Raw genomic sequence first — 16,659 nt, forward strand, 5'->3', positions numbered from 1 at the left:
TGCCAAGCTAAGCGGATACGAAAGAGGTGTCGTCGTCTTTGGCTACAGTGCCTTCATAGTTTTCGTCAATGAAGCTGCCCTGCCCCATCATAACACCTTGCTTTTCCACATCATTTTTTTGCGTTTCAGTTTCCAGTCCATCGGCATAAACAGCAATATCGAGCTCATGACACAAGGTCACAATGTGCTTTAACATGGCCTGCGCCCTGTTATTGCTGCTCAAACGAGCAATATAATGGTGATCCAGCTTAAGTATGGTAAACGGAAAGTTATACAAGAATTGAAGCGGCCCGGAGCCACTGCCAAAGTTGTCTATAACGAGCTTAAAGCCAAATTCGGAAAGCCGTCTTAAACTGGCCAGTACCCGGCGGCCGTCTCTGACCAGGTCGGTTTCATCAAATTCCAGTGCGATGTTCTCTGGTTTAACACCGCTTTCAGTCACAATATTCACCAGCTCATTCAGGTGACTGGTTTTCAATAAATGCCGCACAGATAAATTCAGGTGCAGCATAGTTTCAGCACTGACACTATTTTCAACAAGCCACTGGCTGGCTGCCCGTAAAGCAAAGCGGTCAAGCTTCACAATAAGGCCGGTGCGCTCGGCCAGAGGTAACAGCTCTTCACTGTTAAAGCTGTAGCGTGGGTCTTCCCACTCCAACTTAGCTTCTATGGCCTTGACCTCGCCTGTTGTTAAATTCACTATTGGCTGAAAACTGACAGCGAAATCTTTCTCAACTTTCGCATGGCGCAGCGCCGTTTCTTTACGAACACTGTCCACTAAGTTTTCATGCATGCTGTCATCAAATAATACGTAGCGCCCGCGCCCCATACCTTTAGCCTGGTACATGGCGGCATCTGCGTCGCGTAACAGCCGTTCAGCCGAATCGGTCTCTTCCAGACACTCGGCAATACCGATACTGGCGCCGGAGTAATGCTCTTGTCCGTTCAGATGGAAAGGTTCACTCATTTGCTGGATCATGCGCTTGGCAACGTCTTTAGCGTCATCAATACTGGTAATGGTATCCAGCAGAATAACGAATTCATCACCACCTAAGCGCGCCACCATGTCGTTGTCACGTACGCAGTCACCAATACGCTTGCTGACTTCCAGCAAGAACTCATCGCCGGCAGAGTGCCCAAGCGTGTCGTTTATATTTTTAAAGCGGTCCAGGTCAACAAATAGCACCGCAAAATGGTGCTCAGGGTGCCGTCGTTTATGTGCCACGGCCTGCTGCAAACGTTCATTGAACAATATGCGGTTAGGTAAGCCGGTCAGGTTATCGTGGTGCGCTGCGTGGAATAAGCTGGATTCGGTTTTTTTCCGTCGTTCTATTTCGGACACCAGCTCTTCGGTACGCTCCGCCACTTTCTTTTCAAGGAACTGGTTTACTCGCTGAATTTCTTCCGCTGAGCGTTTTCTGTCAATGGCCACGGCAACGTGCTGCGAAACAAAGTTCAGTAGTTCTAAATCATCACTATGGTATAAGAAGTCACCGTCGTAGGTCTGGACCGCAATAACCCCAAACACCTGCCCGTTCATCATTAAGGGGCTACCGAGCCATTGCTTAGCCAGTTTCATGCCACCGTAGCCCAGCTCAATCTCGTTTTTCTTCAGCAGTTTTTGACGTACAGGGGCGTCGATAAAGGCCGGTTCACGCATCTTAATAACGTATTCGGTTAAACCTTTACCGACTCGTCGGCGTTCGGCTTTAGCGCCTGTTTCATCAACATGGTAGGGAAAATGTATAAACTTTTTATCGTCTGATAAAAGCGCGACAAAGAAGTTGTCGGCATGAATCAATTTACCGATTTGCCTGTGCAACTGACGATAAAAGGCGTTCATATCGTCAGAGGTATTGGTCAGCTCGGAAATAGCAAAGAGCACCGAGGTTTGCTGCTCAGCCCTTTCACGAATGGTAATCTCGCTCATTAAGCTTTCATTCGCATGGCGTAGTTCAGCTGTCTGGTGCTCTATTTCGCTTTGCATTAAGTCGCGCTGCTTTAAACGCTCTAAGGCATTCACCACGTGTTGCGATACAAAGGTAAGCAAATCTTCATCTGAGGCGTCATAACGAACGTCAGCGCTGTAGCTCTGCACCACCATAACACCTATGGTCACGTCACCACGTTTTAACGGAACACCTAACCAGTCCTGATGTTCTGCCCCTAAGCCTTCTATTTCGGCGTTATCAATTAAGCGTTGGTACACTTCCGGCGGGCAAAGCAAAGACTGGCCTTTTCGCAAAACATAACCCGTTAAGCCTTTCTTCAATTGCTCTATAGGAATGCGTTCAAATAAGGTGTCCTGATCAATTTCATCGACAAAATAAACAAAATCGACCAGCTCTTCCTGAGGTTCGTAAAGGCAAATATAAAAATTACGGGCGTACATCAGCTCGCCGATAATTTCGTGCAGAGACTGATAAAAGTTGTCCATTTCGCGCGCAGAAGCCGCCAGTTCCGATATTCGGAACAGCGCTTTTTGTACGACTTCAGCAGACCGATACTTTTGGGTCAACCCCTTTAGTCGGGCGATGACTTTGTGCAAGCGTTCATTTTCAGTTTTTATATTCTGAAGCTGTTCCTCGCTATGCGTACGGTCTGTCATTCAGGTTCACCCTTAGACACTGACACTCCTTGCCGCGAAATACATTTTGTTAACACTTGTTGCGTTTAGTAACAGTCGTACAGTATAGACCTGTGTCAAAAAATAGAAAAGATCTGGTTAAAAATTAATTAGCGAAGGAAGTTAAGAGAGCGAATTAACGTCGATTGACACAAAAAAGACCACCGGGTGGTGGCCTTTTGTTACTGAAGATGCAAATAAAACTAAATTTCTTCAGTCATGTAATTTATTGCAGCTTGAATTTCTTCTTCTGAGCAGTCGCTACAGGTTCCTTTAGGCGGCATGGCATTAAAACCTTCAACTGCGTGCTTCAATACCGTTTCCATGCCCTGGTCTAAACGTGGTTGCCAGTCGGCAGCGTTGTTTCTTTTTGGAGCTCCCATAACACCACTGGTATGGCAGGCTGTGCAGTACTTATCATAAACTTGCTGGCCTGAACGCGGTCCACTGCTTTCTTCAGCAGCACTGCTTTCACCAGCCACATAATGTTTTCCCAAAGGCTTAATACGCTCAGCGATCGCTTCACGTGACATATCATCCTGCACTGATGCCGCACTAATGCTTAGCGCAAACAGCATTGACATGGTGCCTAAAACGCTCTTAACAAAAAATGAATTCATAGCTTTCACTGGTTTCTCCTACAAATGGCTGGTGTTCTTGCACGCCCAGTTAGTGGATGCGATTATAACCACAAATGTGCAAAGGATAAACACTTGGCTGAAATTGCTCGCAAAATAGCTTTGCTGGATTTGGATGCGTTCTTTGCTTCGGCTGAAGAATTGCGCGATCCAAGCCTGAAAACACGCCCTTTTGCTGTCGGTGGCGGCGGTGAACGAGGGGTCGTTGCAACGGCAAATTATCTGGCCCGTCAGTTTGGCGTTAAAAGCGCGATGCCGGGTAGTCATGCCCGCCGTTTGTGCCCGCAATTAACCTTTATACGACCTGACGGCAACTACTACCGCGAACTGTCCAATAAGGTTCTGGATATTCTGCATGAACTCACACCCCGCATTGAACCGGCTTCTATCGACGAGTTTTATCTGGACTTAACTCATTTGGAAGGCTTTAAAGGCAGTGCGACTTTAGCTATGGATTTTGTTCGTGACCAAATTAAGACGCTGGGAATTACTGGTTCAGCCGGCATTTCAAACCAGAAAATGGTAGCCAAAATTGCCAGCGAAGAGCGCAAACCCGATGGTCAGTTTGTAGTTCGCCCGGCGGAAGTTATGGACTACATTGCGGCATTAAACCTCAAACAAATCCCCGGTGTTGGACCTAAAAGTCAGCAAGTGCTCACTAACTATGGACTCACTACAGGAAAAGACATCCAGAATATCGAACTGCAGCAATTACAGGCCATTCTTGGTGATAAAGCCGGGTGTGTACTATTTGAACGCTGCCATGGGCGGGATCGTCGCGAAGTTGTTACAGAGCGCATTCGCAAAAGTGTCGGGGTTGAACAAACCCTGGCAACGGATATGCGATTGGAATCGACAGCTCAGGCTTATGTTCAGGACAATTTACTACCCAAACTGCGTCAACGAATGAAAATTACTCACTGGCGTGAGCAGCCCATTCGTAGCCAGACACTAAAGCTGAAATTCTCCGACTTCACACAAACAACGGTCTCCCGTAGTGCTCAGTTTATTTCACCCAGCCTGTTTTATCAGTTATTAGACGAAGCGTGGCAGCGTGGAAAAGGTAAAGGGGTAAGGCTGTTGGGGATCAGCGCAACATTGCCTGACCCCAACGAGCAATTACAACTCGAACTCGAGCTAGATTAGTCTTCTTTCACTGTAACAGTGATTTTTTCTGACACCACGGCCGGGTTATGCGGTACGTGGTTCTTATCGCCTAAGATAATTTGTAGCGTATGTTCACCCGGCTCTAAAGTCACGGTAGTTTCTGTCTGGCCACCACCAAAGTGAGTCACGTCGCCGCCCATAGGCTTATCCATGGCTGGCAGTTCGTCTTTATCAACCAGCAAATGGTGATGTCCGGTATTCTTCACATCGACACCAGCCGGCGCGACACCCATACCGCTTAAGCCAAACTTCACTTTAAAAGTTTTACCAACCACTTCCCCGTTTTGCGGAGAAATAATATAAGCCTGAGCTTGCTCTGATGCTTCTGTACGTTCTACTGCCTGCGCCGTTGTTGCCAGAACAGGTCCGCCAAGTAGTGCTATGGCGCCAATCATCCATGCTTTGTTCATAGGTTTGCTCCAATAGTTGATTTCGATCAATTCAGTTTAAACTGTGTCACCAATTGTTCCAAGCGTTCAAATGCCGTATTCAGTTCACGGCAAGCCCGCTTAGTATTATTTAGATTGTCGACACTCTGATCGTTCATACTGCTAATATCCATAATGTCACGATCAAGCGTTTGGATCACTGACGTCTGCTGTTCGGTTGCTGACGCGACTGAATGATTCACGTCATCAATAGTTACAATGATAGCGTTAATTTCGGACATATGCTCAGCAGACTCTTCCGCGCTTAACACGCAGGCACTGCTTATTTCCTGACTTTCCTGAATAACCTGAACAACGCTGCGCGTTCCGGCTCTGACCCGTTCTATCATGGTTTCAATTTCACCCGCTGATGACGAAGTCCGCTGAGCCAGACTGCGCACTTCATCCGCAACCACCGCAAAACCGCGACCGGCTTCCCCTGCTCGTGCCGCTTCAATAGCCGCATTTAGAGCCAGCAAGTTGGTCTGCTCAGTAATGCCTTTAATAACCTCAATGATCTTACCAATGTTCTGGGTGTCTTCATCCAGAGTATGAATTGCCTGGCTGGAGGCATCCATACGTTCCGACAAGTGCTGAATTTGTTGGCGGTTATGTTGCAAAGAGTCTCGGGCAGATGACGCTTTTTCGGTACCGAAGCTTGCCTGTTCAGAGGCTTTTGCGGCATTTTCGGCAATTTCATTAGCACTGGCGCCCAGTTCATTCACCGCCGTTGCAACAGAGCTAGCTTTTCCGGCCTGTTCACTGCCTATATCCATTGAATCGTCACTTGCCTTAACCATGCTGCGAATGTTGCCTTCCACTTGTTGTGCGGCTGCATTCACTTCCAGCAAGGCTTGCTGGATTTTCTCAATAAACTCGTTCATACGGCGTGAAACAAGGCCAAATTCATCGTCCGACTCAACCGGAAGCCGCTGCGTTAAATCACCCTCTCCGCGAGCCATATCGGTTACAGCCTCATTTAAACGATGCAAAGGTTTCAGCAATAAGCGCAATAACCAGGTTAATGACACCACTACCGCCACAATGCCAATAATCAGGTAAATAATAGCGGTCCAGGCAAAGGATGACACGTTGCTGTAAGCCTGCTCACGGTCAATAACCACTCCGAGATACCACTCAACTCCCTGAATACCTTTTATTTTATGGAATGACACGAGGCGGTCCGCTCCATCAATCTGGTATTCGGAAAAATCAGAACTAAAAGCAACTGGCTGGCCGGCGTAATCATTCACAGATTTTTCAATCCAGTCTTTGTTAGGGTGTGCCAGAATATTTCGATCACCGCTAACTAAGAAGGCATAACCCAGACCCATAAAATCGATGTCGTTAACAATGTTAGAGATCTCATCCAGCATCATATCGCCACCGGCAACACCCACCAGACGATCATCACGACGCATGGGCACCACTGCGGTAATGGTCAACTCATTGGTGGTAACGTCAATATAAGGCGCAGTATAGGTTGGCTGCCCCTCATCAACCGCCAGTTGATACCAGGGACGGCTGCGGGCATCGTAATCGTCCGGCAGGTCGATGCTGGGATCATCGAGCAGAAAAGTACCGTCGAGCAAACCGTAATACACATTTTTAAACTTACCGGCGGCTTTGGACTGTTGAACGCGCTCTAACGCACGGTCTGTGGAATCATCAACACGGTAAGCATTGGCGGTTGCCTGAACCATGCTCATGCGATCATCAAACCACTGCGAAATATTGTTTGATACTGAGTCAGACAAAGCCTGCATTTGATGCTGCAAATTACTGCGGGTTTGATTCGACATCTGCAAAAAGTTGGTCAGCGTGAAGACTCCCAGCACGAGTACCAGTATCAACGACGCAACAATAATAACCTTTTGCGTAAACTTTAATTTCTTCAGCATCTTGCGAGCTTCTCTTGTTGTTGTTTTTTATAATCTTGCGTTCATCAACAAACTATCCCACCTGAATATCGGTTTCCGGAAAACGTATATGTCGTTTTCTCGGTGTAGCCAAAAAATACGCCAGAGTTAACGGCCCAACACGGCCCGCGAACATCAAAAACACCAATACTAGCTGACTTGCCGATGTCACTTCTGCGGTAATTCCACGAGATAATCCAACCGTTGCCGAAGCCGACAAAACTTCGAAGGTTATATCTATAAACGGCAGCGGATTCAAAATCATTAGGGTAAATATCCCCAGAAACATCAAAGTCAGGGTAACCAAAGTGACCGCAAGAGCTTTCATAACCAGCTCCTGAGGTACCGTGCGGTTGAGCAAAGTGACATACTCACGACGACGAAGAAAAGCATAAGTGGCGACCAGTAAGACAATAAAAGTCCCCAGCTTGATGCCTCCGGCCGTACTCATTGAACCGCCACCAATTAGCATCAGCAACATAGTATAAACTGCGCTGGCTTCTGTCATTGCTCCGGTATCAACCGTATTAAAACCTGCGGAGCGAGGCGTAGTAGCCTGAAACCATGCCGCCATCGCCTGATCACCAAAGCTTAAATTGGCAAAAGTGGCCGGGTTATTCATTTCCAGCAGCCAGATAATAGCAACCGACAATACATTAATGATTAATGTCGCCCATAAAATAGCGCGAGTATAAACCGAGAACTTATACCAACGCCGCTTTTCGTATATGTTGGTAATAACCGAAAAGCCCAAACCACCAATAACAAACAAAATGCTGATAATAAGGTTAACCGGAATGCTGTCGGCGTAATCCACAATTCCGTTGGGCGACAGCACAAAGCCTGCGCTGTTAAAAGCGGAAATGGCGTAAAATATGCTCTCAGCAAAAGCATCCACGAAACCTTTTTCCTGCCACCAGGTTATTGTCAGCCCAACCACGGCTATAGCCTCAACAATCAGTGCCAACGACACCACCGCTTTTGCCGTACGTCCAATGCTGGCAAGGCTGGTTTGCTGCATAGCCTCTTTTGCCAGTACCTGATGCTGAATCCCGACATGGCCGCCTATCGAAATAGCAGCCAATACCGCAAACGTCATAAAGCCTAGCCCGCCCGCCTGAATCAACAGAGCCAAAACGCTCATTCCAAACGGTGTATAAGTCGCCCCGGTATCGACAACGACCAGTCCGGTCACGGTAACGGCGGAGGTCGCAGTAAATAGACTCTCTAACCAGGTTATTGGTTGTTCAGTTGAAAACGGTAACTTTAAGAGTAAAGTTCCTAATAAAATAAGGCAGGCAAACCCACCGGAAAGAATAACCGGAGGGCTGGCTTTAAAAGCTCTGCGTCTTTTACGCCCGGGACGACGATACAACCATGCTATTGAAGGAGCCCACTGTTTCATGAAGGTTCTTTTAGCTTAGGAGCAACCGATTTTAACGCTTTTAAACTGCCGGCCATCACCAAGGTTTCGTTACCCTCAAGCGTCATAGATAAAGAGGGGGTCACAGTCACCTCATCGCGACGCTTTATTAACAATACATGAAAAAACTCACTATCGTCGGGCATAATGTCGTCCAGAGTTTTTCCTTTTAAATATTCACCAATACTGATTTCCACACAGAACCAGTTATGACCCAGCGACATATACTCGTTCACCATAGGATAATTCAGCGACTGCGCTACCCTTATTCCCATTTCTTCTTCCGGGTGAATAATACGCTTTACACCCAGTTTCGATAAAATTTGATGGTGGGATCTAGAGGTCGCTTTGGCCCAAATTTCTTTCACACCAATAGTTTTCAGGTGTAGAACACACAATAAACTGGCTTGCAGATCTTCCCCAATAGCAACCAGAACCACCTCGCAGTTAGTTAAGTCTAATTCTTCCAATGCTTTTTCATCGGTCACATCGGCAATGGCAGAATGCGTTAACACATCTGCCATCGCTTCAACGGCTTTTTCATCTGAATCAACGCCTATGACACGATGTCCGAGATCGAGCAGTTCTTTTGAGGTTCGGGCACCAAAACGCCCCAACCCTATGACACCAAATTCTGCCATATCAGACTCCTATTGTGCTTTTGCCGGTGCCAGGAACAAGGCGTTCATCAGCAAGGTATTTAAGCCGTCCATATAGGCACGGTACGTGGGCTCCTGAGTAAAGCTGATAATCATGCCTTTACCGCTTGGCTGCCACATTAACAGTGGCTTGTAAGGTAATTGCTGAGCTATATCGTCCCATAAAAAGCCACTGGCTAACAGGCTATCCGCGCCAGCAAACCACGCAATGTTGCGGCCGTGATCAATATCAATGGGGGTAAATACGTCATTGCCGTTATAAATACTCACAACCTGCGGTTTAACGCCGGCGCTTAACCAGTGTTTTGTATCCACTTCGGCATTTAATAACGCACCGGGCACCCAGTCGGGATCAGCGCCGTGCGGTTTTATTTCCGTTAAGAACTGATCGCGGCTTTCAATTACTTTACCGTCTACTTTAATTGCTTCATCAGGCTCAGTAACGCCTTCTTCCGGCACTTTGCGTTCCAGCTGGGTATTAAGCAGACCGGTTTCAACCGCCCAGGCAGAAGCCCTGCCTAAGGTCAGCAACACACCGCCATCTGACACCCACCGTTGGATCTTTTCAACGCTTTTGTCGTTAAATACGCCAGAATAAGCGCCTTCCGGTAATATCAGAACATCCAGCCCATCAAGGTCATCTTGCAATAACTGCATGGTACGAATAGCCGTTACCGGGTACCCCATCTGACGCTCAATGACAAAGCGGGTATGCCCTGCACTGTATGGGCTAGCCGGCTCATCCCAGGCAATAGCAATGTTAGGTGCTTCCAGTTTGCTTACGTTGTGCGAACCAAAGTTAGGCCCTTCAGTCATCCAGCTTGTATCAACACCTTCAACGGTTGCACCTGACGCTTCAGCGAGCTTCTTTAGTTTCGCCTGCAAGCCATCGGGATTATCAGCTCGGGTTAAAATCAATGAGCCGCTTGGGAATTCACCAGCGCTTTCGTGGGTAAAGGCTAATTCGCTTTGGCGAACCTCCAGACCCTCGCGCAGCGCAGCAGTGAGAAAACGTCCTGCGTTCATGTCACCCCAACGAATCAAAAAGGCCACTTTGGCATCTGGGTTAGTCACTTTGCCAGGCTCAATACGACCTTCTTCTACAAAGGCTGTGGCTACGTCAGGTAAGTCATCACAGGTGTAGCTGTCGACATTGAACATCAACGGCAGTGACCAACCGGTTACGTCGTAAATTTGGTCCGGTAGATTATTGTTACGGCGCTGCTCCTGCTCTGCCAGGAAGTCATCCGCCATATCCACTTGCTTATCCATTAAGGTGCGTATCATGCGGTGTGCGGGCTGTGCCATATCAATGATATAAGCGCCAGCTTCATAATCAGTACCGCACACATCAAACGCCTTTTCCGCCTGCTTCACTTCTGCGCCCTGTTCAACCAGTAAAGAAGCCAGTTTACGTGCGGCGGCCGGGTCATCCTTGGCGGGTAGAATAATAGAACGGACATCACCGTCTTCGCCTGCTTCGACCGCTGACTTGCGGTACTCCCAGAACTTCTGCAATAAGGCTTCGCGGCGTTCGGAAACTGTCTGAATCGTCGAGATAGACGCTATAAAATGCTGCTGAACACCGTCAGCGTAGGTCAGTACGTCACCGTCTGTACGGTCAAACAAATGCCCGCGCGCTGAAGCCATCTCATAGGTCATAGCAACTGAGCCCTGATACAGGGGCCAGCTGGCACCATAACCCGGGTAAAACGCATCGAAAATTTCACGGGTAAAGTAATCAAAGCCTTTTTCGTCGAACCACTGGCCGTTATTTTTACCAATCCAGTTCAGCGTTTCGCGTTGTGACTCGGTAATCAGTGGATTATAAGGCCGAGCCTCTGGGGTGAAGTAATAAGTGGAATCGCCGCTCATCTCATGCAGATCAACAAACACCAGCGGATAGTACTTTAACAAGGCATCTATTTGCCCGCTAATTTCAGGCTGAGTCAGCGCTATCCAGTCACGATTCATATCAAACAGATAGTGATTCGTGCGTCCGTTAGGCCAGGGTTCGTTTTGCTCCGCACTGCGTCGATCGCCTGAGTGTTCCAGCCCAACACTCATGTAGTAACGGTCCACAAAGCGGGCGCGCCCGTCCGGGTTTTGCAGTGGGTCAATAAACACCATAGTATTGTCCAGCCAGCGCTGAGTCTGCTCACGCTGGTCATGCAGCAAATGATAAGCAGTCATCATTGCCGCTTCAGGAGAAGAAATTTCATTCCCGTGAACGCCATAGGACAGCCAGATACTGCCGGGCAATTCGTCAATTAACTGCTCAGCCTTATCGCTGTTGGTTTTACGCGGGTCAGCTAAGGCCTGCATGCCCTGCATAAAGCCGTCAAAGTCAGCCATATTGTCTTCACTGGAAATAACTGCGTAATAAAGCGTACGCCCTTCCCAGCTTTTGCCGTATTCAAGCAGCTTAACCTGCTTAGGGTAAGCCTGCTTTAAGGCTTCAAAATAACGGCTCATATCCGCCGGGCTGGTAATTTTAGTGCCAAGCGGATAACCCAGGACCTTCTCAACGGTCACTTCTGAATTACCGTAGTTCGCTTCGGGAAGTAATGACTTTTCGCCAGCCAACTGCTGTGCGTAGGAGGGGTTAATAAACCACGAGACGGCGGCTATTATCGCCGCAAATTTGAGACTGCGCATCTTCATTCCTGTTGTTTTATGCACTTTTAAACTGTGCTTAGGGTTTCTTTTTATGTCTCTCTAATGTAAAAGCTTGAACAAGGGAAGTGAAGCTCAATTTAGGCGCTATGAATAAAAAGACTCAATTAACCACTCTGCTGGCGGCTATAGCCACAACGCTAATTTTGGCGGGATGCCAAATAACACCTAATAACGTAAAACGCGTGGTCAATTCCGGCGTGCTTAGCGGTAACGACCCAACCGCCGTGGTGGAATCTATGGCGCGTGAGCGTTTGCACAGCTACCGCAGCAACCCGCAACAGCTTATTAGCGACATAGAGGACTTACGCGATGCCTTGCGCGACCTGCGTGCCGTTGCTGAGGCCATATGGGGTGACGAGGAAAACACGGTTCCCAGCGCGAAAAAATACGTTAAATACAGCGATAACTTCCATGCCAAAGCCGTTGTCGATTTTGAGCAGGGCCTGCTGAGTGTTGCGACATTGCATGACAGCAATGATCCGGCCAAAACCCGGGAACAACTCAAAGCCGCTATTGTGCGTACGCTGTTAACGCCAAACGACCTCACTGCCGTTGATATTTTTACCGATAAAGAACCTGAACGGACGGGAAAACCATTTTTGCGCGGGCAAGTTGTTGACCAGGACAATGTGGTCGTCGAGTACGAATGGCGGGCGAATCGCTTTGCCGAGTATTTGGTGAAAAACCAGTTGCGCACCCGGCGCGCTAAAAACAACAAGGTGTATGAGGTTCAAATTGCTTTGGTCGATGAACACCAGGAGCTACGCAAAAACCAGTATGCCGACTACGTTATAGCCGCAGCGCGACGCTATAACCTGGAGCCTGAGCTTATTTATGCCATTATTGAAACCGAAAGCAGCTTTAACCCTTATGCGGTGAGCCACGCTAACGCTTACGGCTTAATGCAGGTAGTGGCATCGACCGCCGGACGTGACGTGTTTGAGCGCGTTCGTAAAATTCCCGGGCAGCCCACGTCTCAACAATTGTTTGACCCGGCTCAGAACATCGATATTGGCAGTGCCTATTTGCACATTTTGAACACCCAGTACCTAAAAGGCGTGCAACACCCGCGCAGTCGCGAATACGCTATTGTTTCAGCATACAATGGTGGCGCCGGTAACGTGCTGAAAACCTTTTCTTCCAACCGCAGCAACGCGGTTCAAATTATAAACCGAAGTCAGCCCGGCATTGTTTACCGGGACTTAACTTCTAAGCATCCGTTAGCGGAGAGCCGCCGATATTTAGAAAAGGTGATGTACTTTAAGCAGGGTTACTGACACGAACCGCAACAAAAATCTTTACCGTGCTCGGGTGCCGATGCTTTCTTTTCAACAAAAAGCAGGTTGTTTTCCAGGTGAATATGCTCGTGCAAATCATCCTGCAGCTCTTTTAAGCCTTTATAAAGAGCTGTCCAGGTACCACAGGCGCCTTCCGGTAGCGTTAAGTTATTGGTCAGTTCGTCAATTCTATTAAGTTCACCTTCATGCTGAACGTGTTCGCTTTCCATTACTGAAATTGGCCCGCCGGGATAAACACCACGAGACAGCAAAGGAAAAAGAATTTGTTCTTCTTTTGTCATGTGGCTTTCCAGCTCCTGCATCAGGTTATCCAGGTGTTCAGTCAGACCAACCGGGGCTTCGGGGTGATCACCATGAACGGCTTCAACGCGCATGGCCAATTGCTTTAACTCAGGAAGCTGTTCGCGATGGCGCTGATGAAAACGCAGATAAATATGCTCTATCAAATGCTTGGGTGAAGCGTCCTGCCATTGTTGCTCGGCAGTCTGTAAACGGTCATCGAAAGTACTCATGGGTCACTCCTGTTTGCTAAATAAAGTTTCTTACTCCGGTCAGGACTGCAACAAACAGGCCAGCTCCTACCCCGTTAGGATTATTGACTCTCCGGGGTGTCACGGTACTATCAACCCAACCAATAAGGGTATTTTTAACCTGGGCAGTCAATTTAACCATGTTGCAAGAAAGTCTATTAGCAGACCTGCTTACCGAGCAGCCTGCAGCGGTTCGTTTACAAAATTTAGTCAACACCTTACGCAGTCACTTCAACTGTGGCGCAGTGGTTTTATTAAAGCTGGATAATGAAGTGCTGCAACCAGTTGCTATTCAGGGACTGGTACGCGAAGCGCTGGGTCGTCGGTTTGTTGTAGCACAGCACCCCAGGTTAGCGGCATTGCTGGCATCTCGCAACCCCGTGCGGTTTGAGCACGATTCGTCATTACCGGACCCCTACGACGGACTGCTCGCTGAGCAGCCAGGTAATGCGCTGCCCGTTCACGACTGCATGGGTATTAGTTTGTATCTGGAGAATAAGTGTTGGGGTGTACTGACCTTAGACGCACTGCAACCCGGTACATTTACCGACAACTCAATGATTGAACTGCAAAAGTTTAGCTTGTTCGTTGAGACCGCCGTTCGCATTGGCCAGCTGGAGCAAAACGTCAGGGCTCTGCGACAAGGCCAGCAACGCACTATGCCAAAATCCGGCACCACAGAAAGAAACGAGTCGGAAATTATCGGGCACAGCAAAGCCATTGAAAGTGTGCTGAAAGAACTGCGAGTGGTTGCCAGTGCCGATTTGCCCGTGTTGCTGCTGGGTGAGACTGGTGTCGGTAAAGAGCTGTTTGCCCGTGAACTGCACATACTCTCACAGCGCAGCGACAAACCCCTTATTTATGTAAATTGCGCGGCTCTGCCCGAATCACTTGCAGAAAGCGAGCTTTTTGGTCATGTAAAAGGGGCGTTTTCCGGCGCAACCAGCGACCGTTCAGGGCGCTTTGAAGTCGCTCACGGCGGTACGCTGTTTCTGGATGAAGTTGGCGAGCTGCCACTATCCATACAGGCTAAATTATTGCGAGTACTGCAAAATGGTGAAATTCAGCGTTTGGGCTCTGACAAATACCGAAAAGTAGATGTTCGCCTTATAGCCGCCACCAACCGCAACCTGCGTCAGCAAGTCAGTAATGAAACTTTCCGTGCTGATTTATACCACCGCCTTTCGGTTTATCCTTTGCCAATTCCGCCATTACGCGAGCGCGGTGACGATGTGTCTATTCTGGCCGGGCATTTTCTCGAGCTAAACCGGGCTCGTCTGGGGTTGCGGGCTTTGCGCTTATCGCCGGAGGCTGAGCTTGCCATACAACAGTATCAGTGGCCGGGTAATGTGCGTGAACTGGAACATGTTATCAGCCGGGCCGCTATTAAGCTGCTTAGCCACGGTGTGGAAAAAACCGATATTGCCACCATTGAACCCGACATGCTGGATCTGGATGTGCAACTGCCTTTGTCAGCCACCACCGACTCTGGAAAAAATTCTGCTGGAACCAGCTTACCTCAGGCTAACGTGTCGATGAAAGAAGCGGTAAATTATACTCAGCGTAAGATGATAGAGGCAGCTTTAAGCCGTCATAACGACAGCTGGAGTCAGGCCGCTAAAGACCTGCAGCTGGACGCCAGTAACCTGCACAAAATGGCCAGCCGATTAGGAATGAAGTCGTGACGCGGGAGCTGTTAATTCGGTTATTGTGGCGCGCTCTGGCGCTATTTTTTGTATTGCTTGGAATTATTGGCATTGCCCTGCCGGTAATGCCCACAGTGCCTTTTCTCATTGCGGCATTGTGGGCTGCCAGTAAAGGCTGGCCCCGGCTTGAAGCCTGGCTGCTTAACCATCCTAAATACGGTCCGGACATAAGAGCCTGGCGCGACCACCGGGTCATTAAACGTAGGTCTAAGATAATAGCCTTAGTCATGATGGCAACCGGGTACCTGGTGCTATGGTTATTTGTTCCACAGATTCCGGTGTGGTTAAAAGCCATTGTCGGCGTTGTGCTGGTTGTGGTCGGGTGCTGGCTGGCCACGCGCCCCGACCACTCTCCGGAAGAAACTTAACCTGGGTTACCGTCGGCGCGGGGTGTTGTCAGCACCTTAAAATAAACCACAACATAAATGCCATAAGCCATTGTCCAGGCTATAGCGCTAAACATTAACCACTGGCTGGCTAAATCAGGAGCCAACCACATTAAGAAGACCCGGGTTAATGCGGCTATTAATACCAGTAAAAATGCCCCGGTCATTATAAGTTTTGGTTGCAACGGACGCCCGCTATGGCCCAACGAGACGCGCGCTATCATACTGAGGATCATATTCCCCATAGCTCCTGCGGTTAAGGCATGCAGCGCCAGACTCTGAGTCAGGTCGAAGCCTGCGTAACGCAATGCAAATAACGCCAGACCAACGGGAATAAACCAATAAGCTAAATGCAGTGACCAAAGCAGCGGTACTCTCCAGGTTATCCAGATTTTCCAGCGCGCAACTCTTATACCGGTTGCCACCGCTGAAACACCAAATAGAACAACCATTATCTGGTTAGGCAACAGCGTGTGCAGATTCAGAAAGTGCACAGCGAAGATAAGCCACAAACTGCCTAAAGCTATGCGATCAAGCCAGACTACTGGTGTTACTTTAGGTGTTTGAGTCCCGTTGGCAGTAAACATTGGCAGCACTCGTCCGCCAATAATGGCCATTAACAAGGTCACCAGAAATACTGCGTTGTAAGCACCTAGCACCTGAATATGATAGTGACCAAAGTGTAAGCCGTAATGCATAAGCAAGTTGCACACCGTCAGCAACAGCAAAATGGGCACAAAGAATAAATTCCGGGTCTGATTTACTTTTAACACCATACGCCCGAACAGCAACGCGGCAACAGGTAAGAGGCTGACATCCACGCCTGCAACCAACCACCACGGCAGTTTACAGCCCAACAGTAACATTAGCCTGGCGGCTGCCCATAAAACGGTCAGAATAAGCAGAGTATTGCCATGTGGTGCCCTAAGTCCGGTCCAGTTCTGCACCGCAGTTAATAAAAAACCCAGGACTATGGCAGTAACGAAGCCAAATATCATTTCATGGCTGTGCCAGAACATAATGTTGCCGTATACAGGCAAACTGAGCTTTCCGCTAAGTGCTAACCCCCACAGCAGCATCGCTATGGCGCTAAACCCGGCCCCCAAAAGGAACAGTGGGCGGAATGCCTGCCGCAGAATAGGAGTTAACTGCTCTTCTTTTTGTCTGTCTGTGATTTGCATCACTGTCACCGCTTATTAA

Annotated in this window: 13 protein-coding genes; 4 read left to right on the forward strand and 9 right to left on the reverse strand. The window is 48.5% G+C overall.

Annotated features, from left to right (window positions below; genetic code table 11):
* Positions 1 to 7 precede the first annotated feature (7 nt).
* Together ACN0RF_RS08290 and ACN0RF_RS08295 are read right to left on the reverse strand one after the other, a co-directional pair.
* Complete coding sequence (locus ACN0RF_RS08290; RefSeq protein ID WP_110013010.1) at positions 8 to 2,608, reverse strand: diguanylate cyclase domain-containing protein; 2,601 nt, start codon at positions 2,606 to 2,608, stop codon at positions 8 to 10.
* 221 nt (positions 2,609 to 2,829) lie between these two features.
* Positions 2,830 to 3,255, reverse strand: a complete 426-nt coding sequence (locus tag ACN0RF_RS08295) for a c-type cytochrome (RefSeq protein ID WP_417438646.1) — start codon at positions 3,253 to 3,255, stop codon at positions 2,830 to 2,832.
* 84 nt (positions 3,256 to 3,339) lie between these two features.
* On the opposite strand from ACN0RF_RS08295, the gene dinB reads away from it, so the two are divergent.
* Positions 3,340 to 4,410 carry a DNA polymerase IV gene (gene dinB / locus ACN0RF_RS08300; protein WP_417438647.1) on the forward strand — a complete coding sequence of 357 codons (1,071 nt, stop codon included), beginning with the start codon at positions 3,340 to 3,342 and terminating at the stop codon, positions 4,408 to 4,410.
* Here dinB and ACN0RF_RS08305 read toward each other — a convergent pair.
* Genes ACN0RF_RS08305 through ACN0RF_RS08325 form a run of 5 tightly spaced genes read right to left on the reverse strand, consistent with a single transcriptional unit; the run spans position 4,407 to position 11,518 of the window.
* On the reverse strand, positions 4,407 to 4,841 hold the full coding sequence (locus ACN0RF_RS08305) for a DUF4399 domain-containing protein (protein ID WP_417438648.1): 435 nt from the start codon (positions 4,839 to 4,841) through the stop codon (positions 4,407 to 4,409). The two genes, dinB and ACN0RF_RS08305, sit on opposite strands and share 4 nt — an antisense overlap.
* A gap of 26 nt (positions 4,842 to 4,867) precedes the next feature.
* Positions 4,868 to 6,760, reverse strand: a complete 1,893-nt coding sequence (locus tag ACN0RF_RS08310) for a methyl-accepting chemotaxis protein (RefSeq protein WP_417438649.1) — start codon at positions 6,758 to 6,760, stop codon at positions 4,868 to 4,870.
* A gap of 52 nt (positions 6,761 to 6,812) precedes the next feature.
* Positions 6,813 to 8,183, reverse strand: coding sequence for a TrkH family potassium uptake protein (locus ACN0RF_RS08315; protein WP_417438650.1), 1,371 nt, complete (start codon positions 8,181 to 8,183; stop codon positions 6,813 to 6,815).
* Positions 8,180 to 8,842: a potassium channel family protein gene (locus tag ACN0RF_RS08320; protein ID WP_417438651.1), complete on the reverse strand. Its 663-nt coding sequence runs from the start codon at positions 8,840 to 8,842 to the stop codon at positions 8,180 to 8,182. The genes ACN0RF_RS08315 and ACN0RF_RS08320 overlap by 4 nt, the downstream gene beginning before the upstream one ends.
* Before the next feature lie 9 nt (positions 8,843 to 8,851).
* Positions 8,852 to 11,518 carry a M14 family zinc carboxypeptidase gene (locus ACN0RF_RS08325; protein ID WP_417438652.1) on the reverse strand — a complete coding sequence of 889 codons (2,667 nt, stop codon included), beginning with the start codon at positions 11,516 to 11,518 and terminating at the stop codon, positions 8,852 to 8,854.
* A 107-nt stretch (positions 11,519 to 11,625) separates the two neighbouring features.
* On the opposite strand from ACN0RF_RS08325, the gene ACN0RF_RS08330 reads away from it, so the two are divergent.
* Positions 11,626 to 12,816 (forward strand): murein transglycosylase domain-containing protein, encoded by a 1,191-nt coding sequence (locus ACN0RF_RS08330; protein WP_417438653.1) that lies wholly within the window; start codon positions 11,626 to 11,628, stop codon positions 12,814 to 12,816.
* Here the strand turns inward: ACN0RF_RS08330 and ACN0RF_RS08335 are convergent.
* On the reverse strand, positions 12,810 to 13,349 hold the full coding sequence (locus ACN0RF_RS08335) for a hemerythrin domain-containing protein (protein ID WP_110013002.1): 540 nt from the start codon (positions 13,347 to 13,349) through the stop codon (positions 12,810 to 12,812). The genes ACN0RF_RS08330 and ACN0RF_RS08335 overlap by 7 nt on opposite strands.
* Before the next feature lie 158 nt (positions 13,350 to 13,507).
* Here ACN0RF_RS08335 and norR point away from each other — a divergent pair, with 158 nt between their 5' ends.
* Both norR and ACN0RF_RS08345 read left to right on the forward strand, forming a co-directional pair.
* Positions 13,508 to 15,052, forward strand: a complete 1,545-nt coding sequence (gene norR / locus ACN0RF_RS08340; RefSeq protein WP_417438654.1) for a nitric oxide reductase transcriptional regulator NorR — start codon at positions 13,508 to 13,510, stop codon at positions 15,050 to 15,052.
* On the forward strand, positions 15,049 to 15,441 hold the full coding sequence (locus tag ACN0RF_RS08345) for a YbaN family protein (protein WP_417438655.1): 393 nt from the start codon (positions 15,049 to 15,051) through the stop codon (positions 15,439 to 15,441). Before norR ends, ACN0RF_RS08345 begins: the two co-directional genes overlap by 4 nt.
* Here the strand turns inward: ACN0RF_RS08345 and ACN0RF_RS08350 are convergent.
* On the reverse strand, positions 15,438 to 16,640 hold the full coding sequence (locus ACN0RF_RS08350; RefSeq protein ID WP_417438656.1) for an NnrS family protein: 1,203 nt from the start codon (positions 16,638 to 16,640) through the stop codon (positions 15,438 to 15,440). The genes ACN0RF_RS08345 and ACN0RF_RS08350 overlap by 4 nt on opposite strands.
* Positions 16,641 to 16,659 lie beyond the last annotated feature (19 nt).

Origin of the sequence: Idiomarina sp., assembly GCF_048260185.1 — a bacterium.
Taxonomy (GTDB): Bacteria; Pseudomonadota; Gammaproteobacteria; order Enterobacterales; family Alteromonadaceae; genus Idiomarina.